The 21,460-nt window shown below is 72.5% G+C and carries 15 protein-coding genes; 11 read left to right on the top strand and 4 right to left on the bottom strand.

Annotated features, from left to right (window positions below; all coding sequences use genetic code 11):
* Nucleotides 1-114 precede the first annotated feature (114 nt).
* The gene (locus tag ACFIF2_RS05850) at nt 115-2,154 is read left to right on the top strand and encodes a glycosyltransferase family 4 protein (protein ID WP_395571415.1); all 2,040 of its coding nucleotides are present in this window, start codon (nt 115-117) and stop codon (nt 2,152-2,154) included.
* 78 nt (nt 2,155-2,232) lie between these two features.
* Here ACFIF2_RS05850 and ACFIF2_RS05855 read toward each other — a convergent pair whose 3' ends face one another.
* Together ACFIF2_RS05855 and ACFIF2_RS05860 are read right to left on the bottom strand one after the other, a co-directional pair.
* Nucleotides 2,233-5,796: a CDP-glycerol glycerophosphotransferase family protein gene (locus ACFIF2_RS05855; protein ID WP_395571416.1), complete on the bottom strand. Its 3,564-nt coding sequence runs from the start codon at nt 5,794-5,796 to the stop codon at nt 2,233-2,235.
* 23 nt (nt 5,797-5,819) lie between these two features.
* A complete protein-coding gene (locus ACFIF2_RS05860) occupies nt 5,820-8,051 on the bottom strand; it encodes a CDP-glycerol glycerophosphotransferase family protein (RefSeq protein ID WP_395571417.1) in 2,232 nt (743 codons plus the stop codon).
* A gap of 362 nt (nt 8,052-8,413) precedes the next feature.
* On the opposite strand from ACFIF2_RS05860, the gene galE reads away from it, so the two are divergent.
* Complete coding sequence (gene galE, locus ACFIF2_RS05865) at nt 8,414-9,385, top strand: UDP-glucose 4-epimerase GalE (RefSeq protein ID WP_395571418.1); 972 nt, start codon at nt 8,414-8,416, stop codon at nt 9,383-9,385.
* Nucleotides 9,386-9,422: 37 nt separating this feature from the next.
* On the opposite strand, the gene ACFIF2_RS05870 is transcribed toward galE, so the two are convergent.
* Complete coding sequence (locus tag ACFIF2_RS05870) at nt 9,423-11,492, bottom strand: hypothetical protein (protein ID WP_395571657.1); 2,070 nt, start codon at nt 11,490-11,492, stop codon at nt 9,423-9,425.
* A 472-nt stretch (nt 11,493-11,964) separates the two neighbouring features.
* Here ACFIF2_RS05870 and proB point away from each other — a divergent pair, with 472 nt between their 5' ends.
* From proB to ACFIF2_RS05895, 5 genes are all read left to right on the top strand, one after another.
* Entirely contained in the window at nt 11,965-13,089 is a 1,125-nt protein-coding gene (proB, locus tag ACFIF2_RS05875; RefSeq protein WP_395571419.1) for a glutamate 5-kinase, read from the top strand.
* Nucleotides 13,090-13,233: 144 nt separating this feature from the next.
* The gene (locus tag ACFIF2_RS05880; RefSeq protein ID WP_395571658.1) at nt 13,234-13,755 is read left to right on the top strand and encodes a hypothetical protein; all 522 of its coding nucleotides are present in this window, start codon (nt 13,234-13,236) and stop codon (nt 13,753-13,755) included.
* 82 nt (nt 13,756-13,837) lie between these two features.
* Entirely contained in the window at nt 13,838-15,124 is a 1,287-nt protein-coding gene (locus tag ACFIF2_RS05885; protein WP_395571420.1) for a glutamate-5-semialdehyde dehydrogenase, read from the top strand.
* A gap of 151 nt (nt 15,125-15,275) precedes the next feature.
* Nucleotides 15,276-15,845 (top strand): hypothetical protein, encoded by a 570-nt coding sequence (locus tag ACFIF2_RS05890; RefSeq protein WP_395571421.1) that lies wholly within the window; start codon nt 15,276-15,278, stop codon nt 15,843-15,845.
* A gap of 96 nt (nt 15,846-15,941) precedes the next feature.
* Nucleotides 15,942-17,012, top strand: coding sequence for a hypothetical protein (locus ACFIF2_RS05895; RefSeq protein WP_395571422.1), 1,071 nt, complete (start codon nt 15,942-15,944; stop codon nt 17,010-17,012).
* A gap of 30 nt (nt 17,013-17,042) precedes the next feature.
* Here the strand turns inward: ACFIF2_RS05895 and ACFIF2_RS05900 are convergent, their stop codons facing one another.
* Nucleotides 17,043-18,194, bottom strand: a complete 1,152-nt coding sequence (locus ACFIF2_RS05900; protein ID WP_395571423.1) for a M48 family metallopeptidase — start codon at nt 18,192-18,194, stop codon at nt 17,043-17,045.
* 141 nt (nt 18,195-18,335) lie between these two features.
* Here ACFIF2_RS05900 and ACFIF2_RS05905 point away from each other — a divergent pair, with 141 nt between their 5' ends.
* From ACFIF2_RS05905 to ACFIF2_RS05920, 4 genes are all read left to right on the top strand, one after another.
* Nucleotides 18,336-18,497 carry a hypothetical protein gene (locus tag ACFIF2_RS05905; protein ID WP_395571424.1) on the top strand — a complete coding sequence of 54 codons (162 nt, stop codon included), beginning with the start codon at nt 18,336-18,338 and terminating at the stop codon, nt 18,495-18,497.
* 131 nt (nt 18,498-18,628) lie between these two features.
* Nucleotides 18,629-18,796 carry a hypothetical protein gene (locus tag ACFIF2_RS05910; protein ID WP_395571425.1) on the top strand — a complete coding sequence of 56 codons (168 nt, stop codon included), beginning with the start codon at nt 18,629-18,631 and terminating at the stop codon, nt 18,794-18,796.
* Between the two features lie 88 nt (nt 18,797-18,884).
* On the top strand, nt 18,885-19,589 hold the full coding sequence (nadD, locus tag ACFIF2_RS05915; RefSeq protein ID WP_395571426.1) for a nicotinate-nucleotide adenylyltransferase: 705 nt from the start codon (nt 18,885-18,887) through the stop codon (nt 19,587-19,589).
* Between the two features lie 16 nt (nt 19,590-19,605).
* On the top strand, nt 19,606-21,405 hold the full coding sequence (locus ACFIF2_RS05920; RefSeq protein WP_395571427.1) for a LytR C-terminal domain-containing protein: 1,800 nt from the start codon (nt 19,606-19,608) through the stop codon (nt 21,403-21,405).
* The last annotated feature ends 55 nt before the right edge of the window (nt 21,406-21,460 follow it).

The raw sequence follows: 21,460 nt of genomic DNA on the forward strand, positions 1-21,460 counted from the left end.
TCCGTTGTCGAACATCCATGTGTACGTTGTGGGGAGGATGTGGCCACAGTCGCGTGGCCCGGGGTGGGGGAACGGATTGACCAGCCGTTTCCGGGAGCAGAGAGAAGCCGCCAAGTGAAGATCGCATTCCTCGTCCGGGACCTGTGCCACATGGGGGGCGTGGTCAGCGCGACGCAGAACCTCGCCGGGGCGCTGGCCGAGCGGCACGACGTCGAGATCGTGGCGCTGCGCAAGGTGCGCGACGAGTCGTACTTCCCGCTGGACCCCAGGGTGTCCGTGCGGGTGCTCAGCGACATGCGTCCCCACTCGCCGGTGTCCGACGTGGACGACCCGCTGTCCGACAAGTTCCCGCTGGTCTACCCCCTCAACGCCGGCGCCAAGACGCCGGTGGTGAGCCGGCTCGCGGAACTCCGGCTGCTGGAGTACCTGGAGAACACCGACGCCGACGTGGTCGTCAGCTCCAGCCCGCGGAACACGATCATGCTGGCGCAGGCACGCGGTGACTACCTGAAGATCACTCAGGAGCACTCGATGCCGGCCATCTACGCCACGGACATCAAGGAACGCCTCTTCCCGGCCTACCGGTCCCTGGACGCCCTCACCGCGCTCACGCCGGAGGAGGTCGCCGCCATCGCCAAGCAGGTGCCGGCGGTCGCCAACCGCCTCGCGGTGATGCCCAACTGCGTGCCCGCCTCCGCCATCCGCTCCACCGGCACCAACAAGGTCGTGGTCTCGGCCGGTCACCTGACCGACAACAAGAACCACGCCCTGCTGATCGAGGCCTTCGCCAAGGTCCACGCCGTCGCCCCGGACTGGACCCTGCGCATCTACGGCCACGGCGCCGAGAAGAACAGGCTGCGGGCCCGCATCGAGGAACTGGGGCTGTCCAACAGCATCCTGCTGATGGGCCAGACCTCGCCCGTCACGCCCGAGTTCGGCAAGGGCTCGGTCTTCGTCCTGCCCTCGAAGCGGGAGGCGTTCGGCAACGTCGTCGTCGAGGCGATGGCCGCCGGACTGCCCGTCGTCTCCACGGACGCCGACCACGGGCCGCGCAACATCCTCACCGACGGCGAGGACGGGCTGATCGTGCCGCGCGGTGACGTCGACGCGATGGCCGAGGCGATCCGGACGCTGGTCCAGGACGACGGACTGCGGCGCAAGATGGCGGCCGCCGCCGTCCGCAACGCCGAGCGCTTCCACGAGCGGGCCAGCCGGGAACGCTTCGAGGCCATCATCCAGGAGGCCCTCGCCCGCAAGGAGCTGCCCCGGCACGCCACGGCCCGCGTCGACCGGGAGGGCTCGGTCCACGTCGCCGTGGGCGCGCTGCCGCCGAGCGCCGGGCAGGCCGACCTCGTGCTGCGCAAGGGCACCGCCGCCGCGGGGGAGTACCGCTTCCCGTTCTCCGCCGCCGGTGACGCCGTCGTGCCCTGGGACGCGGGGCTGCCGCACGGCACCTGGGAGCTGACCCTGTCCGCCCGCGGGGGCGAGCGCGAGGTGGCGCTCGGCACCGACGGCTACGGCTGCGACACCCGGGACCTGCTCGCCGTCGAGCTGCCCCGCCCCCAGGGGCCGTCCCTGGCGCTGCTCCTGCCGCACCGGCACGAGGACGGCGGCCTGCGGCTGCGCAGCGCGCTGCGCGAGGTGCACGCCGAGGTCGGCCCGGTCAGGGTCGACGAGGGCACCATCGCCGTACGGGCCGAGCTGTGGGGTGCCCGGCCGGACGCGGGCGCCGTCGTGGAGGCCGTGCACCGCAAGGACAAGACGCGGGTGCTGACCTTCCCGCTGCGCGACGAGGGCGACGGCCGGGTGGCGACGGACATCGACTGCGCCGCGCTGGTGCGGGAGCACTCCGACGACGACGAGAAGGAAGTCATCTGGGACTTCTCGCTCCGCCCGGCGGCCGGCGCGCCCCGGGTGCCGCTGGCCAAGCTGGCGACCGACGTCCTGGCCCCGATCAACGTGTTCACCTTCCCGCGTCCGAGGATCAGCGAGACCGTGGCGGCGCCGCCGACCGTGCTGACCCGGGCGGTGCGCAAGTCCAGCAGGGCGCTGGGCCGGACGCCCGCGCCGCTGCCGCCCACCCGCCGGCGCACGGAACTGCGGCCCTACTTCACCGCCGCCTGCCAGTTCGCGGTGAAGACCGTACGGCTCTGACCCCGGCCGGCGCGCGCACATGAGGGCGGGGCCCGGAGGATCTCCTCCGGGCCCCGCCCTCTTCGCGTCGTGCGCCGGTCAGCTCTCCCGCGCCTGCTCCAGCATCCGGTCGACGACCCGCGCGGAGGCGCTGCCGTCGTCCAGGTCGCAGAACAGGTGGTGGAAGCGGTCGAACCGGTCCTGGTACTCCGCCTGGACCTGGTCGATGTCCCGGATCGCGTCGACGAGTTCCTTGGAGTTGTCGATCAGCGGGCCGGGCGAGTCCTGCTCGAAGTCGAAGTAGAACCCGCGCAGCGTGTCCCGGTAGTGCTCCAGGTCGTACGTGAAGAACAGCATCGGCCGCTTCAGGTGCGCGTAGTCGAACATCACCGACGAGTAGTCCGTGATCATGATGTCGGCCGCGAGGTACAGGTCGGCGATGTCCGGGTACTCCGAGACGTCCCACACGAACCCGTTGCCGGCGCCCGGCACCGCGTCCACCACGTTGGAGTGGCGGCGGATCAGCAGCACGTGGTCGTCACCGAGGCGCCGCTGGGCGTCCTCGAGGTCGATGCGCAGGTCGAACAGGTACTGGCCGGCGCTGTGCGACTGGTCGTCCCGCCAGGTCGGCGCGTACAGGACGACCTTCTTGCCCTCGGGCAGGCCGAGCTGCTCCCTGACCCGCGCCGCGATCGCGTCCCGGTCGGGCGAGTACAGGTAGTCGTTGCGGGGGTAGCCCGCCTCCTGGATCTCACCGTGGTAGGAGAACGCGCGCTTCAGGATCGGCGTGCTGAAGCGGTTGGAGGAGACCAGCAGGCTCCACTGCTTGGCCTCCAGCGCCAGCTTCTCCTGGTAGCGCCGGTCGAAGTGCAGCGTGTCGATGTCGTGCCCGATCTTCTTCAGCATCGTGCCGTGCCAGGTCTGCACGATGGACTGGCCGGGACGGCGCACGATCCAGTCGGGAAGGTGGGCGTTGGTGACGATGTAGCGGCTGGAGGCCAGCGCCTCGTACCACTCCCGGCCCCACATGCGGACCCGCTCCACACCCTCCGGCAGCGCGACCTGGCCGTCGCGGACCGCCCACAGGTGCTTCACGTCGGTGCCGCGGCGCACCAGCTCCTCGTACATCGCGCGCGGGCTGTCCGAGAACTGCTTGCCGTTGTAGCTCAGGTAGAAGACCTGGTCCTTCAGCGGCTGCTGGAACAGGGGCTCGTAGACCTCCTTGCGCAGCTGCCGCTGGCGGAACGGGCCGCGCTCCAGGTCGCTCAGCTCGGAGCGGGCGTTGAGCTGCGGGAAGTCGCCCCAGCGGTTCTCCAGCCAGTAGCGGCGCCCGCCCAGCTCGGCCTGGACCGGGAAGGAGTCCGCGGCCAGCCGGTCCACGACGAAGGGCACGTCGGGCACGCCCTCCTCCTCGGGACGCAGCCAGAGGTTCCAGCGGCCGGCGCGCAGCGGGACGCTGCCGTCGCCGCCGAGCCGGGAGGGGTCGAAGGCGACCTCGAAGCGGCCGTCGGACAGCCACCGGGTCTCGACGAACCGCTCCTCGTAGCGGTTGCGCGGCTTGAGCAGGAAGCGCGAGCCGGTCAGCCGCGGGTCGGCGTGCCCGGTGAGGGCGATCCGGCCGTCGCGCACGGAGGCGGTGTCGATCACCGCGCGGCGGGTGCGGCCGGAGAACTTCAGGAAGCCGGTGTGGCCGGCCACCACGGCGAGCTGGACCAGGTGAGCCTGGCTGCCCAGCGAGGCGGGCAGCGGGAACTCGGCGTCGGACAGCCCTTCCTGCATCACGGTGCCGAAGCGGCGCTCCTTGCCCTGCGGGTCGGTGGCGACCAGCACCGTGGACCAGGTGCGCTTCTCCGGCTGGGCCTTCTCGTCGACGCCCTCGTGGAAGACCAGCGCCACATCGGCCACCGGCACCTCGACCGAGAACGCCTGCGTGCCGCCCTCGCGGGTCACGGCGACCGGGTACTCGAGGGTCTCGGCGCCCTTCTGGTTCTTGACCCGCAGGACCACCTGCTCGCCCGCCGCGAGGGGCTCGCGGATCTCACCGGTGACCTTGATCCGGTCGCCCTCCAGGGTGCGGCCGGTGATCAGCGCGCGGACCTTCTCGATACGCAGCTTCAGGGCGCCGCGCTCGATGGACGGCAGCAGCCGGAAGTCGGGGCTCAGCCAGTGGTACGGGGGGAAGTTGCAGGCCGCGCCGCCGCTGGAGTGGACGGCGTGGCGCCGCACCAGGCCGGAGGCGAAGATGCCGAGGCCCACGTGCCACACGGCCTCCTGCCACTCGCCGCCCTTGCGGAGCCGGGCGGGGTCGATGGTGACCTCCCAGCCGGCCCAGTCGTAGTTGTAGCGGTCCTGGCCGGAGTCGGTGGTGACCTCGGGACGCTGGACGTTGCGGGCGGGCAGCAGGATGCGGCGGCGGGAGCGGTCCTTGCGCAGCTGGAGGACCTTGACCGAGGCCTTGCGCGTCGGCAGGTCGATCTTGTCGATCCAGGCGTTGCCGGCCAGCACCAGCTTGCCGCCGACCCAGCTCACCTCCTGCAACGGGGCGCGCATGTTCAGGTGCTGGTCGATCCGCAGCGCCTCCTTGGGCAGGTGCAGATCGGCACCTTCCAGGGAGGGCCACGAGGCGTACTTGCGGACCAGGCCGCTGACCTCGGGCGTCTCCCGGCGGCGCTGGCCGGCCAGCAGGGCGATCAGCTCCTCCATCTGGTGCTTGCGCACCAGCAGCCACTGCACGCGCAGCTCGGCCGGGAGGCCCATGACGACCTTCGGGTCGATGCTGTCCAGGAAGCGGTTGGCCGAGCGCAGGAACTCCGCCCGGTACTCCTCGTCGCCGTCCGGCACCACGTTGAGGAACAGCCGCAGGTCGTCACGGAGGACACGGGTGTCGTACTCGCGCTTGAGGCGGGCGTACGTCTCGCCGGGCTGCTCGGCGAGGAACGCGCTGATCTCCATCACGGAGGTGACGCGGTCGCGCACGCCGGCCGGGTCGGTGCGGCGCTGCGTGATCGACGGGGCGGACTCGCCCTCGCGCAGCCGCCAGTAGTAGCAGGGCTCCGAGATGACGTCGACGCTCTCGGCCAGGTAGTGGGCCCGCATCGTGACCGGGGTGTCCTCGTACAGCCGGCCCTCGGGGAAGGCGAAGCCGTGCTTCTCCCAGAAGCTGCGGCGGAAGACCTTGTTGCAGGCGATGCGGTCGGCGACCAGTTTGGCGTAGCGGGATATGTGGGTGCCCACCCGCGCCTCCCCGGCCAGCATCCGCATCAGCGGGACCTGCCAGGACTTCTCCCCCCTGAGGTGGAAGACGTTGCCCGTGGCGAAGTCCGAGCCGCTCTCGTCGAGGCTGCCGACCATGAGCCGGTAGGCGTCCGGCGGTATCAGGTCGTCGCTGTCGACGAAGGTCAGGAACTCCGACTCCGGCGCCAGGTGCGCCATGCCGGTGTTGCGGGCGGCGCCGAGGCCGCCGTTCTCCTTGCGTATGAGCTTGAAGCGCGAGTCGCGGGAGGCGTACTCCTCGGCGATGGCGGCGGAGCCGTCCGGTGAACCGTCGTCCACCATCAGGACCTCGAAGTCGCGGAACGTCTGCGCCGCGAGCGAGTCCAGACAGGCGGGGAGGTAACGCTCCACGTCGTAGATGGGGACGATGACACTGAGCCGAGGGGCCATGGCTTGGTGATCTCCTTTCGGGGTCAGGCCCGCTCGACCAGTTCGAGCGCCTGGGCGGGGGTCGGGGCGTGGTGGCGTTCGTCGAAGGGAACGACGGGCAGCGGGGTCTCCTCACCGAGGAAGACGCGTCGCACGACGCGTTCGGCTGCGTGTCCGTCGTCGAATTCGCAGAAACGCCGGCGGAAGGCGTCCCGGCGCTCGGTGGTCTCCGGGCTGTCGTACGCACCGGATGCGAGCAGCCGCAGCAGTTCCGCCTGCGTGGTGGCCACCGCGCCGGGCGGTTCCTGGAGCAGGTCGAAGTAGGTGCCGCGCACCGCCGAGTAGACGTCCCAGTCGGGGACGTAGCTGATGACCGGGCGGTCGAGCACGGCGTAGTCGAACATCGCCGAGGAGTAGTCCGTGATCAGGGCGTCGGCGGCGAGGTACAGCTCCTCCACCCGGGCGTGGTCGGACACGTCGACGATCCGGCCGGTGCGGCGCAGTTCGGCGAAGTGCGGGGAGCTGCCGTAGAAGTAGTGGCCGCGCACCAGCAGGGTCACGTCCGGGCCGAGTTCGTCGGCGAGCCGGGCCAGGTCCAGCGGCGGGGTGAAGCCGGGCTGGTACTCGCGGTGCGTCGGCATGTACAGGAACGCCTTGGCGCCGTCGGCCAGTCCCAGCGCCGCGCGGGCGGCGCGCACGTCCTCGGAGGTGGCGTTGACGAGGACGTCGTTGCGCGGGTAGCCGGTCTCCAGGGTGGTGTACGAGCAGGGGTAGACCCGCTCCCAGACCACGGTCGAGAACCGGTTGGAGCTGATGCTGTAGTCCCAGCGGTCGCACCGCTCCAGGAGCTTGACGAAGTCCATGTCGGTGGAGGCCGGGTACTTCTGCTGGTCCAGGCCCATGGTCTTCAGCGGCGTGCCGTGGTGGGTCTGCACATGGACCTGGCCCTCCCGCTTCACCACCGCGTCCGGGAAGTTCACGTTGTTCACGAGGTACTTGGCGCGGGCGAGGGCCGCCCAGTACTCGCGCGAGCCGACCCGGACCACCCGCACGCCCTTGGGCACCCGGCCCGCGTCCTCCGCGCGGACCGCCCACACGCGGCGCATGTGCGGGGCCAGCCGGGCCAGTTCGGCGTCGATGGCGGCCGGGTTGCAGGAGACGCTGCGGCTCCAGTACGCGGAGAAGAGCACCAGGTCGTCGTCCAGCGGCATCCTGAGCTGCGACTGGTAGAAGGCGCCCATCGCGCCGCGCTTGGACCGGTTGATCGCGGTGCGGGTGCGGGACCTGACCCGCTGGCGGAGCTTCACCGCCGCCAGGGCGCTCACCATCGTGGTGTACGCGTCGCGCTCCAGCATCCCGTACTTGTGGCCGCGGCCCCCGCCGGGCCGCGTGAAGCCCTTCGGCACACGGGCGCGGTAGTCGGCCGAGGCGCGGTGGAAGAACTCCGCCCGCGCGTCCTGCGGCAGGCGCCCCGGGCGCTCCAGGATCGTCAGGTAGTGGTCAATCATCTTGCGGAACAACGGGCCCCGCCACTCGGCGAGTTCCTCGTGCGCGTCCAGGTAGTCGAAGACCCGGGCGTACTGGTCGAAGACGTCGAAGTGCTTGCGGCTGACCGTCTTGAGGATGTTGCCGCCTTCGCGGCGCTGCCGGTAGTGGACGCAGACGCGGTCCAGCACGGCGATCCGCTCGGCGGTGATCATGGAACAGAACGTCCAGGGGGCGTCCTCGTAGTACCCGGGCGGGAAGGTGAGCTGGGCCCGGGCGATGAAGTCGCGCCGGTAGGCCTTGTTCCAGACGATCTGCAGCAGGTCGAGCAGCTGGGGGCGCTCGGCGAGGCGGAAGACGTCCGGGCCCTTCTGCCGGAGCAGGTCGGCCCGCAGGTTGGGGCGGACCCTGCCGTCCCAGTAGGTGCGGGCGTAGTCGAAGACGAGAATCTCGGGATTTCCGGTCGCTTCGAGCCGGTCGCACAGGGCGGACAACGCACCGTCGGACAACGTGTCGTCACTGTCCAGGAACAATACGTAATCACCCGTGGCCTTTTCCAGGCCGGCGTTCCGCGCGCGACCCAGGCCCACGTTTTCCGTGAGGTGAATCACATGAATCCGGGCGTCCCGTTTCGCGTACTCGTCGAGAATGGCCCCTGACCCGTCCGGCGAACAGTCGTCGACCGCGATGATCTCGAAGTCCGTGCAGTCCTGCCCGAGTACGGAGTCAAGGCACTCGGGCAGATAGCCCTGCACCTTGTACACGGGGACGACGAGAGAGAGTTTGGGCATCCTTACAACCTGTTCCGAGAACTGACCACGGGACCGCGGGCTGGGACCGGAACGCGCTCCCGGCGCCGTTGGGGCCTGGAGCCGCCGTCGGGCCTGGAGCGCGCCGCCGCATCAGCGTAAAGGATTCACGCGAAGTTTCCGCTGGCACGGTAGTCGGACAGTCTGTGCCCTGTCACAGCGGGAAATGCCCGGGAGCGGGATCCGGAAACGCTCGCTTCACAAGGGCTGGAGAACTTCCTCACATTCAGCCCCGCTGTCCTCTTTATTGACTTCCGTCGCCTTCCACCCCAAGTGCCCGACTCGATTTTCGCCGTCGCACGAACGAGTCTGCACCCAGTGACGAAGACCTGGGAGGCATGAGGATGAGCTGGCTGGTCACGGGTGGAGCCGGGTACATCGGCGCGCATGTGGTGCGCGCCCTGGCCGACGGCGGTGAGCACGTGGTCGTGTACGACGACCTGTCCACCGGCAGCGCCGACCGGCTGCCCGAGGGCGTGCCGCTGGTGGTCGGCAGCGTGCTGGACGGAGCCGCTCTGGAAGGCGCGATTCGTGACCATGCTGTGACAGGTGTGGTGCACATCGCGGCCAAGAAGCAGGTGGGGGAGTCGGTCGAGCGGCCGCTCCACTACTACCGGGAGAACGTGACGGGTCTGCAGACCCTCCTGGAGGCCATGACCGCGACCGGTGTCGGCCGCCTCGTCTTCTCCTCGTCCGCCGCCGTCTACGGCATGCCCGACGTGGACCTCGTCACGGAGGACACCCCCTGCCTGCCGATGAGCCCCTACGGCGAGACCAAGCTGGTCGGCGAGTGGCTGATCGGCGCCGCCGCCCGGGCCCACGGCATCCGCGCGGCCTGCCTGCGCTACTTCAACGTCGCGGGCGCGGCCGCCCCCGAACTGTCCGACGCCGGTGTCTTCAACCTCGTCCCCATGGTCTTCGAGCGCCTGGAGTCGGGCGACGCCCCGGCCGTCTTCGGCGACGACTACGCCACGCCGGACGGTACGTGTGTGCGGGACTACATCCACGTCCTGGACGTCGCCTCCGCCCACCTCGCGGCGGCCCGGCGCCTGGCGGACGCCCCCGAGGGCACGTCCCTCACCCTCAACATCGGGCGCGGCGAGGGCAGTTCGGTCCGCGAGATGGTGGACCTCATCCTCAAGGTCACCGGCAAGCAGGACATCGCCCCGCACGTGACCGGACGCCGGCCCGGCGACCCGGCCCGCGTCGTGGCCTCGGCCGACCGCGCCCGCGAGGAACTCGGCTGGTCGGCCCGCCACGGCCTGGACGCCATGATCGACTCCGCCTGGCAGGGCTGGCGCCACCGGCGGGGCTGACCTCCACCGGCGGGGCTGACCCCCACCGGGCCCCGGGTCAGCGGCGGGTCCGTGATTCCGGGGCGGCGGCGCTGGGGAGCGGTGCGGGCTTCTGCCGGGGGCCGGGGAGCGGGAGTTCCGTCGCGAGCCGCTCCGTCATCCGGGCCCGGTGCTCCCCGGCCGTCGCGTACAGGGCCCGTACCGCACCGGCGAAGCGCTCCTGGGACGACGGTTCGGCCGGACCCAGCAGGCGCAGGGCCAACTCGGCGCGGGCCCCGGCCAGTTCGTCCCGCTCCGGGTGCCGGACCGCGTCCAGCAGCGCGGGCACCCCGGTCGCGTCCGGCGTGAGCACGGTCGCCGCGGCCACCGTCGGGAACGACTTGCGGAACCCGTCCTCGGCCAGCCCGCTGGTGTTGGCCACCGCGTACGGCTTGCCGCTCGCCAGGAAGTCGCTGATCACGCTCGACACGTCGCTGATCAGCAGGTCCGCCCGGTTGAAGCAGGCGTACAGCGGCGGCCGGGCGTCCGTGACGACCTGGTGCTCCCACGCGGGCAGCGAGGCCCAGTACGCCTCCTCCCACGCGGCCGTCGCCCGCGCCACCGCCCCGGCCCGCCCCGGCTCCGGCGCCGCCCGCCGCAGCATCCGCTCCACCTGGTCCGCGGCGGAGCGGAACGCGGCCGTGGTGAGCCGGTCCAGCTCCGCCGTCCGCCGGGCCAGCTCGTCCGCCGCCGACGCCTTGGGCCGGGGCCCGCCCCGCTCCCGGTTCGCCGCCCGCACCAGCTCCCGGATGCGCAGATCGGCCGCCCGCGCCCGCGGATCCACCGACCCCGTCAGCGGATGCGGCTTGTACAGCAGCCGCACGCCCGGGTCCGCCAGCAGCGCCCGTACGAGGTTCTCGCCGGCCTCCACCACCGACGTGTTGCCGGGGTTGCCGTCCCACCCCTCCCAGGTCGGCGCGTACAGGACCGTCGTGAGGGTGCCCGGAGCGGGCGGCCCCGCGTACGGCCGTACGGCGTCCAGCTGCGGACGGCCGATCTCCACCACGTCCTTGTCCTCCACGCCGACCTCCGCCAGCGCGTACCGCTCGCGCGCCGCGGGTCCGGCCACCCACACCTCGTCGTACGCCTTCGCGTACGGGTTGCACGAGGACAGCTTGTCGCTCTCCCCGTGGTTGACGAAGGCGTGCTTGATCGTGGGGATGCGCAGGACCTGCGAGGTCTTCCCGGAGTTCGAGGGGTGCAGCAGGACCCGGAGGGTGGAGTGCTCCAGGCGCATCAGCGTGGACACCTTCGGCAGGCACACCACGGGGATGTCGGTCGCCGCGATCCGCTGCACCATGAACCGCTCCCGCAGCACGATCAGCGGCCGCCCCTCCAGCCGCGCGAGCGGCTCCAGCCACATGTTGGCCTGGTACGCCGAGGACGCCCCGCCCGAGAAGTACAGGCCGACGGTGGGCCGGTACTCCGCCAGCCATGCCTCGAACCAGTCGAGCACCTCCCGCTCGCCCGCCGGCCGCCGTCCCGGCAGCAACCGCAGCGACAGCGCGCCGAGGCCCGCCAGCGCCAGCGCCAGGGACAGCGCGAGGCCGGCCGCCCCGTACACCGGCGCGTCCGTGGCCGCCGTCGCCAGCAGCCCGGCGGTCGCCGGCAGCCCGAAGGCCGCGAGCCGGGGACCGGGCCGGCGCAGCAGCAGCGGCGGCGCCGGGGACAGGCGCAGCGCCGAGGCGTCGATGTTGCGGGTCACCACGGGCAGCGTCCGGGTGCGCCGGACCAGGACGGAGACCGCCTGGATCGCCCAGTGCAGCCCGTAGAAGACGAGCAGGCCGGCCACGAGCGGCGCGTACACCGTCTCCCGGTGCTGTTCGCCGAGCCGCAGCAGGCCCACCACCAGCAGCAGGTCCCGCAGCACGTGCCGCACCGTGACGTCGGCGTGCGTCTTGGCGAACAGCGACACCATGCCGCGCTGCCACCGGTACAGCACCGCCTCGGCGGCCAGCGAACCGGCGGTCGCCGCGAGCAGCAGCGGGACGTGGGGCAGCAGGGCGCCCACGGCCTGCGCGGCGAAGGCGGTGGCGAGCACCCCGAGGACCAGCAGCCTGACGGCGGCCCGCCGGCGGAGGAGCCCCAGGCGCGGGAGCCGGGGGCGCGGCAGGCGGAGGCGGAGGCGGAAGCGGGGGCGGCGCGGGAGGCGGGGGCGGGCAGGACGGCGGGGAAGGCTGCGGCGGGGCAGGGGTAGGGGCACTGCGGTCGCTCCAGGCTCGCTCGTCGCGCATCGGACGTCCGGGTTAACGCGCGGCGACCTCCCGACGACACGCGCGTGTTGCCGCCGCCCTCGACGACGGCACGCGCGGCCCGCCGCTCCTGCAGGCGACGACGGCGCACGGGTCCCGCCGCCCGTGCGGGCGACGACGGCGCACGGGTCCCGCCGCCCGTGCGGGCGACGACGGCGCACGGGTCCCGCCGCCCGTGAGGCGTGCGCCGTCGCCGGGTCCTGTCCGCAGCCTGGACCGCGGCGCGGGGCACGGCCCCGGTCGCGTAGATTGCCTGGCGAGCGCCCCGCGACGGCGCGCGAGCGGCAACGGGGAAGGCGGACGGCGACAGTGGCTGGGGCAAGGCAGGCCGTGGGCGAGGCCCGCAGGATCGTCGTCAAGGTCGGCTCGTCCTCACTGACCACCGCGGCGGGCGGCCTCGACGCCGACCGGGTCGACGCCCTCGTCGACGTGCTCGCCAAGGTGCGCGGCACCGACAAGGAGATCGTCCTCGTCTCCTCCGGCGCCATCGCCGCCGGACTCGCCCCGCTGGGCCTGCGCCGCCGCCCCCGCGACCTGGCCCGCCAGCAGGCCGCCGCCAGCGTCGGCCAGGGCCTGCTGGTCGCCCGCTACACCGCTTCCTTCGCCCGCTACGGCGTCCGCGTCGGCCAGGTCCTGCTGACCAGCGACGACATGAGCCGCCGCGCCCACCACCGCAACGCCTCGCGCACGCTCGACAAGCTGCTGGCGATGGGCGCCTTCCCGATCGTCAACGAGAACGACACCGTCGCCACCGACGAGATCCGCTTCGGCGACAACGACCGCCTCGCCGCCCTCGTCGCCCACCTGGTCCGCGCCGACCTGCTGGTGCTGCTGTCCGACGTGGACGGCGTCTACGACGGCGACCCGAGCAGGCCCGGCACCTCCCGGATCGCCGAGGTGCGCGCACCGGCCGACCTCGCGCACATCGAGATCGGCAGCGCCGGCAAGGCCGGTGTCGGCACCGGCGGCATGGTCACCAAGGTGGAGGCGGCCCGGATCGCCGCCGCCGCCGGCATCCCCGTGGTGCTGACCAGCGCGGTCCACGCCGCCGACGCCCTGGCCGGCGGCGACACCGGCACCTACTTCCACGCCACCGGCAAACGCTCCGCCGACCGGCTGCTGTGGCTCCAGCACGCCTCCACCCCGCAGGGGGCGCTCGTCCTCGACGACGGGGCGGTGCGCGCGGTCGTCGAGGGCCGCAAGTCGCTGCTGCCGGCCGGGATCGCCGCCGTCGAGGGCGAGTTCGCCGCCGGCGACCCCGTCGAACTGCGGGACGCCGCGGGCCGTGCGGTGGCCCGGGGACTCGTCAGCTTCGACGCCAAGGAACTGCCCCGGCTGCTCGGCCGCTCCACCCGGGAACTGGCCCGCGAACTCGGACCGGCGTACGAACGCGAGGTCGTACACAGGGACGATCTGGTGATCCTGCACCCGTAATGGGTCGAAACGTCCCCGAATCGGCGGTGGACGTTCCGCAAAACGGCCCCGCGATCTCGCGCGGCCTGCTCAACTTTCCTCAGGGACAAGCCCGGCCGACCACCGGGCCCAGCCGTGTGCGTGGAGGAGGCCGTCGTGAGCGGAGTGCGCCCTGGAACGGCGGCGTCCCGCGGTGGTACCGGCTCCCGGGGCGGTACGGGCTCCCGCGGCGCGACCGGCGCCCGCCCGGGCGGCGCCCGGGGCACCGCCCGCTCCCCCGGCGAGGAGCGCGCCCTGACCAGCGTCGCGGCCGGCGACCGGTTCCGGGGCGAGGAGCCCGAGCACACCCCGCGCCTGTGGCACGTCACCCTCAGCGTCTCCGGCGCCCGCGCCCCGCTCACCGAGGTGCGGCGCGCCCTGGAGCAGCTCGCGCACGACCACCCCTTCCTGCTGACCAGCCGCTACGCCGACGACCACGCGGAGATCCGGTACTGGGAGGAGGCCCGCGACCTGCACGACGCCGCCGCGGTCGCCCTGCGCCTGTGGGGCGAGCACCGGCAGAGCGCGGGACTGCCGCCCTGGGAGATCGTCGGCCTGGAGGTCATCGACCGGGCGACCTACCACCAGCGCATCGCCGCGGGGTACGGACCGGCGCCGGCGACACCCGTCGGAGTCCACCCCTTTTAGAACCGTTCCGTACCGTCCGGGGCATGTCTCGCGGTGTGGGACAGGCCGTGAACGGCTCCGTCCGGCGCACTACGCTTCCCCCATGACCACGCTCTCGCCGTACGACTCGATGTCCCCGGTCACCCGGGCCGCCTACCGGGCCAAGGCCGCCGCGGCCGACCTCGCGCCGCTGCCGCGGGCGGCGAAGGACGACGCGCTGCTCGCCGTCGCGGACGCGCTGGAGGTCCGTACGAGCGAGATCGTCGAGGCCAACGCCCAGGACGTGGCCAAGGCCCGCGCCGCCGGGACGTCCGAGGCCATCATCGACCGGCTGACCCTCACCCCCGAGCGGGTCCGCGCCATCGCCTCCGACGTCCGGGACGTCGTCGCGCTGCCCGACCCGGTCGGCGAGGTCGTGCGCGGCAACACCCTCCCCAACGGCATCGACCTGCGCCAGGTCCGGGTGCCGCTCGGCGTGGTCGGCATCATCTACGAGGGCCGGCCCAACGTCACCGTCGACGCCGCCGCCTTGTGCCTGAAGTCCGGCAACGCCGTCCTGCTGCGCGGCTCCTCCTCGGCCTACCAGTCCAACACCGCCCTCGTGAGGGTGGTCCGCGACGCCGTGGGCGGGGCCGGGCTGCCCGCCGACGCCGTGCAGCTGGTGCCCGGCGAGAGCCGCGAGAGCGTGCGCGAGCTGATGCGGGCCCGCGGCCTGGTCGACGTGCTCATCCCGCGCGGCGGCGCCTCGCTGATCAACACGGTCGTCCAGGAGTCCACCGTCCCCGTCATCGAGACCGGCACCGGCAACTGCCACGTCTACGTCGACGCCCAGGCCGACCTCGACACGGCCGTCGAGATCCTGGTCAACTCCAAGGCCCAGCGCGTGGGCGTGTGCAACGCCGCCGAGACCTTCCTGGTCCACCAGGACATCGCCGCCGCGTTCCTGCCCCGCGCCCTGGACGCCCTCGCCGAGGCCGGGGTCACCGTGCACGCCGACGAGCGGGTCATGGCGTACGCCAAGGAATCCAAGGTGACGGCCGTCGAGGCCACCCCCGAGGACTGGGAGACGGAGTACCTGTCCCACGACATCGCCGCGGCGGTCGTCGACTCCCTGGACAAGGCCGTCGAGCACATCCGGCTGTGGACCTCCGGTCACACCGAGGCGATCGTGACCACCTCGCAGCAGGCCGCCCGCAGGTTCACCCAGCTGGTCGACTCCACCACGGTCGCCGTGAACGCCTCCACCCGCTTCACCGACGGCGGCCAGTTCGGCTTCGGCGCCGAGATCGGCATCTCCACCCAGAAGCTGCACGCCCGGGGCCCGATGGGGCTGCCGGAGCTGACCAGCACCAAGTACATCGTCACCGGCGACGGCCACGTGCGGCGCTGACCGCTCCTCCCGCGCCCCGGGCGCACACCCGGGGCATATGTGGGCGGCACGCGCCCTGTAGGGCGCCCGTGATCCGATCGGGGCATCTCACCCACCGGATGATTTTCCCCGCCGTCTGCCCAAAACGACCCCCCAGGTCTACTCTGGTCCCGTGCCGGAGGACGTGGGGGGTAGGCCGTTCCCTGACGGCTGGGAGCCCGACGACGATCACGACCACGGGGTGTCGGACGAAGAGTTCGCCTCCGTGGTCTTCGACGAGGCCTTCGTACGGGCGGCCGCGGTGCACGAGCCGTCCGCCGTCGAACGCCTCCTGGCCGCCGCCGAGGCCAGAGCCGAGGCCACCGAGGCGGAAGCGGCCCGCCGCGGCCGCACCCGGGCCGAGCGCTACGACGACGGATACGGCGATTTCGGCCATGATCCCGACCTCGACGACCCGGACGACGACCGCGACCCCCTCGACCGCCCCTACGGCGCTCCCGCCGCGTACGGCAAGCAGACCCGCTGGCACCGGCCCGTCGCCTGGATGCTCGCCCTCCTGATGGGCGTCGGCATGGTCGCCCTGGCCTTCGCGGCGGTCTACCGGGGCGCGTCCTCGGGCGGCGGGACGCGGCAGGTGCCGCCCCCGGCCTCGACCGGCCCCGAGCAGGGCGGCACCGCGACGCCGTCGGCCTCCGCCGACTACTCGCAGCCGGCCGTACCGGTCATTCCGCGCAGCCCCTGACCTGCCGTCCGGCCCCCTCCGGCCGCCCCCGAACCTGTCCCAACTTGACCTGCGGCGGCGCGTTTACGCGACCTCCCGCAGACCTACCCTGAAGGTATGGCTGGGCTTGGCGACCCGCCCGGAGGGACGCCCGAGGGCGGCCCCGGAGGCGGAGAGGACGAGTACCGATCCGTCGTCTTCGACGAGTCGTTCGTCCGCGCTGCCCGCCTCCAGGAGTTCTCGGCCCAGGAGCGCATCGCCGACCACGCGCCCGCCGTCCGCCGCCGTACACCGCTGCGCCGGGCCGGCCTGTCCCGGCAGGCGCTGATCCTCGTCGTACTGATCGCCGTCGCCTTCGGCACCGCCCTCTACATGGGCGTACGGCACCCCTACCAGAGCCCCGGCGCCCAGCGGCCCGCCGAGCCGGTGCGGATGACCGTCGTCCCGCTCGCCCCCGAGGGCCGGGTGCCCGGCGCGGGCGACGCGGAGTTCCTGTACGAGCACAGTCCCGCCGCGCAGTTCCGGTCCGCGGCCAAGGGCGTCCCGCTGCCGGTCCACCGGCGCACCGCGCACTTCTCGGACGACCAGGTGCTGAGCGCGCTGACCACCGCGAAGGACTACATCGTCCGCTCGGCCCTCGACCCGGACGTGCTCGGCGGCGGCGCGGTGCGCTCGGTGCGGGTGCTGCTGGACCCGGACCAGCTCGACCAGTTCGACGAGAGCTTCGAGCGGCCCACCGCGGACGGCCGGCACGCGCCCACCGGCTGGCTGGTGCGCTTCGACCCGGCCCGCGCCGAGCTGGCCGACGACGAGATCAGGGTCCACGGCAGCCTGCGGGCCGCCGAGAGGGACGCCTCCACGCTGGAGGTCACCGCCGACCACACCATGGTCTACCCGCTGCGGCCCGCCGGTGCGGCGCGGGCCGAGACGTCCCTGTTCACCGTCCGGCGCGAGCTGCACTTCCGCTTCGACCGGGAGGACCTGCGCCTGCACCAGGCCCAGCTCGTCGCCGCCTACGTCCAGGCCGGCCCGCTGTCCTGCGCCGAGGACGCGGCGAACCACCTCCGCCCGCTGACCGCCGGCCAGAGTGCCGGTACCGGCACCCCCGCCGGTACCGACCCCTACACCTCGGACAACCCCACGGCCCTGTGCGGCACCCTCGCGGCGAAGGCCCAGCCGACGGTGTGACGCCAGGGCTCCGTGCGGAGCCGGCCGGTCTCAGGCGCCGTCGCGCGGCGGACGGTCGTCGGGCGTTCCGGGACCGCCCGGCTCGCCGGGTCCCTCCGCCGGGCCGTCGGTGCCGTCCGTGTCCTTCGGCGGCCTCGGCGGGGACGACGTGAAGCCGCCGAACCCCCGCCGCATCCGGTCGCCGAGGTCCCCGGCGCCGCCCGCGATGTCGTTGACCAGCTTCATCAGCGGATCCTTGGAACCGCGCACGTGCGTGGCGTAGCTGGACGCCGACTCGCGGAAGGAGTCCCGGACCGAGGTGTCCTTGTCCTCGTCGCGCCGCGGGTAGTGGCCGTCCATGATCCGCTGGTAGTCGCGCGAAGCGGCCCACTTCTTCAGCTCGGCGGCCCGCACCGTGGTGAAGGGGTGGGAGCGGGGCAGCACGTTCAGGATCTTCAGCACGGAGTCGCGCAGGTCGCCGCCCGCCTCGTACTCCTCGGCCTGCTCCAGGAACGCGTCCACGTTCATCTCGTGCAGGTGGTTGCCGCCCGCGATCTTCATCAGGCCCCGCATGGAGGCCTGCAGGTCCTGGCCGACCAGCAGTCCCGCGCGGTCGGCGGACAGCTCCGACTTGCGGAACCACTCCCGCAGCCCGGTCACGATCGCCATGATCGCCAGATTGCCCAGCGGGATCCAGGCGACCCGGACGGCGAGGGACGTCAGGAAGAGCAGGACGGTCCGGTAGACCGAGTGCCCGGACAGCGCGTGCCCGACCTCGTGCCCGACGACCGCCCGCATCTCCTCCTCGTCCAGCAGCTCGACCAGGCCCGTGGTGACGACGATGATCGGCTCGTCCAGGCCGATGCACATCGCGTTCGGCGTCGGGTCCTGGTTGACGTACATCGGAGGGACCTTCTCCAGGTCCAGGATGTAGCAGGCGTCGCGCAGCATCACGTTCAGATGGGCGAACTGCCGGTCCGAGACGCGCACCGAGTCGGACAGGAACAGCAGCCTCAGGCTCCGCTCGGGCAGCAGCCCGCTCAGCGCCTTGAAGACCGTGTCGAAACCGCTCAGCTTGCGCAGCGCCACCAGGGCGGACCGGTCGGCCGGGTGCTCGTACGCGCGCGAGGAGATCCCGGGGAAGCGCCTGCGCTGCCTGCTCGGCACGTTCTCGTGCCCGTTGTGCTGGTGGCCGTCGGACATGTCTTCCCCCATGTGCGTATGAGTGGCCTGTGCGTGTGCCCGGCCCCTGTGAACCCTTGTGCGGCCCTGCGCGCCCCCGAAGCCGGGCCCAGACTAGGCGGAGATACCGTGGACGGGCAGCACAACGAAGGAGTCCACGTCATGGCGCACACCCCCCACACCGACTGGCTCGCCGCCGCGGCGGGCGCGGCCGAGCAGCAAGGGCCGGGGAATCTGCTCCGCGTCGTGCTGATCGTGATGGTGGTGGGCTGTGTGCTGACCGCCTGGTTCCTGCTTCGGGGGTACAAGCGGAAGGACGACTGAGGAGATCCGAAGGTTCCCCGGACCTCCCCCGTCCGTCCCCAACGGCGGAGTCGGCGTGATCGCCCGCAAGGCGCCCGCATACGATGAGCCGACGTCTTTATTCCGCCCACACCGGATAGGTCCTGCCGAAGATGAGCTTCCACAGCACCGCTGCCCAGATCGTCACCCTCGCCTCCGAGGGCGGCGGGGAGCACAGCGGCAACCACGAGAGCCTCAGCCCCTATGTCACCGGCATCGGCGCGTTCGTCATCCTGATGCTCCTGCTGTGGATCACCACCCGCTTCAACCGCGACCGCTGAGCGCGCGGGCCGTGGGCCCCGAGGCTGTGGGTCCCGAGGCCGTGGGCCCGGCGGGAGCCCCCGGGCCGGGCCGGTAGGGTCTGCACGCATGGGAGAGCAGGACATGCCTACCGGCCCGGCGCACGACACGGCGCACGCGCCTGGCACGCACCACCGCGCGGTGCCCGCCCGCGCCACCGGCCGGGGCACCGGCCCGTCGCCGTCGGGCAAGCGCCGCCTCGGCGTCATGGGCGGCACCTTCGACCCGATCCACCACGGGCACCTCGTGGCGGCCAGCGAGGTAGCCGCGCAGTTCCACCTCGACGAGGTGGTGTTCGTGCCCACCGGCCAGCCCTGGCAGAAGAGCCACCGCACGGTCTCCGCCGCCGAGGACCGCTACCTCATGACGGTCGTCGCGACCGTCGAGAACCCGCAGTTCTCGGTGAGCCGCATCGACATCGACCGCGGCGGCCCCACCTACACCGTGGACACCCTGCGCGACCTGCGCGCCCTCAACCCGGACGCCGACCTGTTCTTCATCACCGGCGCCGACGCCCTCGCCCAGATCCTCACCTGGCGCGACAGCGACGAACTGTTCTCCCTGGCGCACTTCATCGGCGTCACCCGGCCCGGCCACACGCTGACGGACGCCGGACTCCCCAAGGGCGGCGTCTCGCTCGTCGAGGTCCCCGCCCTCGCCATCTCCTCCACGGACTGCCGTGCGAGAGTCGCCAAGGGCGACCCCGTCTGGTACCTGGTGCCCGACGGAGTCGTGCGCTATATCGACAAGCGCCAGCTGTACCGCGGCGACTGAGCCGAGAGGGGCACCGGTGAACGACGGATACGACACGGGACACGGCGGCGGCGACCAGTACGAACTCGTCGGCTACGACGAGTACGGCCGGCCGGTGTACCGCCAGGCCCAGGGCCAGGCCCCGGCCCAGCCCGACGGACAGCAGCAGTACGACCCGTACGCGCAGCAGCGGAACGACCAGTACGGGCAGCAGGACGCGCAGCAGGGGTACGGCTCGCAGCAGGGGTACGGCTACGACCCGTACGCCACGGGCCTCCAGCAGCCGTACGCCCCCTACGGCTACGACGCCTACGGCACCCAGGGCGGCTACGACACCGGGCAGCAGCCGCCCGCCCCCGGCCATGGCGCCTACGACGGCCACCCCTCCGGCACGCCCCAGGGCGGCCCGGTCGCGCAACCGTCGTACGACCCGTACGGGCAGGCCGCCACCAGCGGCCCGCAGCCCCGGGTCGCCGAGCAGACCGCCCACATCCCCCAGCAGGCGGGCCCGCGCGAGGAACCGGCCGCATACGCCTCCGGCGAGACCGCGGAACCCGACCGGGACTACCGCACCGAGCAGTTCGCCTTCGTCGAGGAGCCCACCGACGACTCCGAGGACGTCATCGACTGGATGAAGTTCACGGAGAACCGCACCGAGCGCCGCGAGGAGGCCCGGCGACGCGCACGCGCGCGAGTCGTCGCCCTGACCGTCGTCCTGGCGCTGGTCGCGGCCGGCGGCGTCGGCTACCTCTGGTACGCCGGGAAGCTCCCCGGAACGTCCTCCTCGGACTCCGGGACGGGATCCGCGACGGCGGCGGGCGCCCAGAAGCGCGACGTGATCGCCGTCCACCTGCACGACACCAAGGGCGGCGGCACCTCCACCGCGCTACTCGTCGACAACACCACCACCAAGCAGGGCACCGCCGTGCTGGTGCCCAACGCCCTCGCGGTGACCTCCGACGACGGCACCACCACCACGCTCGCCAAGTCCGTCGACGACGCCGGCCCCGACGCGACCCGCACCTCGCTCGACTCGGCGCTCGGCACCGACATCGAGGGCACCTGGCGCCTGGACACGCCCTACCTCCAGATCCTCGTCGACCTGGTCGGCAACATCGAGGTCGACACCGACACCGACGTCCCCGACCCGGAGGCCGAGGACAAGGGCGCCGCGCCCCTCGTACGCGAGGGCGAGGGCCAGACCCTCAGCGGCAAGATGGCCGTCGCCTACGCCACCCACCGCGGCTCGGGCGAGAAGGCCGACGCCCAGTTGCAGCGGTTCGGGCAGGTCATGCAGGGGGTGCTGCGCAAGCTCTCCTCGGACCCCGCGGCCGCGACGACCACCGTCCAGACCCTCGGACTGATCCTCGACCCGCCGCTGACCGACAAGGACCTCGGCTCCTTCCTCGCCGGGCTCTCCGACCGCGCCAAGGGCGGCGACTTCAGGACGACGCTGCTGCCCGTCCAGGGCGACGGCAGGCTCAGCGCCGAGGCGAGCGACAGCATCGTCAAGGACGTCCTGGGCGGCACCGCCAAGAGCCCCGACAAGGACGCGGCCGTCAGCGTCTCGGTCCGCAACGCCACCGGCGTCGAGGACCGTACCGCCAAGGCCCGCGTCGTCCTGCTCAACGGCGGCTTCACCTTCCTGGAGGGCGGCACCGCCTCCGGCACCGAGGCGACCAGCGAGGTGGTCTACGCCGAGGCCGCCGACAAGGAGAACGCCGTCGAGGTCGCCAAGACCCTGGGCCTGCCCGCCGGCTCCGTCACCCAGGGCAAGGTCTCCGCGAACGCCCGGGTCTCGGTGGTCCTCGGCCAGGACTACGAACCGGCGTCGTAGCGGCCCGTCGCCCCTCGGCCGAGGGGCGACGCGCTTATCACGTGGGCCGTCGGCG

The sequence above is a fragment of the Streptomyces sp. BK79 genome (genome assembly GCF_044142145.1).
Classification (GTDB): Bacteria; Actinomycetota; Actinomycetes; order Streptomycetales; family Streptomycetaceae; genus Streptomyces.

What these genes read in the sequence shown, in the direction of transcription:
- ACFIF2_RS05855 (WP_395571416.1), bottom strand. Translation starts at nt 5,796, where the DNA reads ATGGCCCCTCGGCTCAGTGTCATCGTCCCCATCTACGACGTGGAGCGT.
- ACFIF2_RS05905 (WP_395571424.1), top strand. Translation starts at nt 18,336, where the DNA reads ATGGCGCACACCCCCCACACCGACTGGCTCGCCGCCGCGGCGGGCGCG.
- ACFIF2_RS05900 (WP_395571423.1), bottom strand. Translation starts at nt 18,194, where the DNA reads ATGTCCGACGGCCACCAGCACAACGGGCACGAGAACGTGCCGAGCAGG.
- ACFIF2_RS05895 (WP_395571422.1), top strand. Translation starts at nt 15,942, where the DNA reads ATGGCTGGGCTTGGCGACCCGCCCGGAGGGACGCCCGAGGGCGGCCCC.
- ACFIF2_RS05885 (WP_395571420.1), top strand. Translation starts at nt 13,838, where the DNA reads ATGACCACGCTCTCGCCGTACGACTCGATGTCCCCGGTCACCCGGGCC.
- ACFIF2_RS05860 (WP_395571417.1), bottom strand. Translation starts at nt 8,051, where the DNA reads ATGCCCAAACTCTCTCTCGTCGTCCCCGTGTACAAGGTGCAGGGCTAT.
- nadD (WP_395571426.1), top strand. Translation starts at nt 18,885, where the DNA reads ATGGGAGAGCAGGACATGCCTACCGGCCCGGCGCACGACACGGCGCAC.
- ACFIF2_RS05910 (WP_395571425.1), top strand. Translation starts at nt 18,629, where the DNA reads ATGAGCTTCCACAGCACCGCTGCCCAGATCGTCACCCTCGCCTCCGAG.
- galE (WP_395571418.1), top strand. Translation starts at nt 8,414, where the DNA reads ATGAGCTGGCTGGTCACGGGTGGAGCCGGGTACATCGGCGCGCATGTG.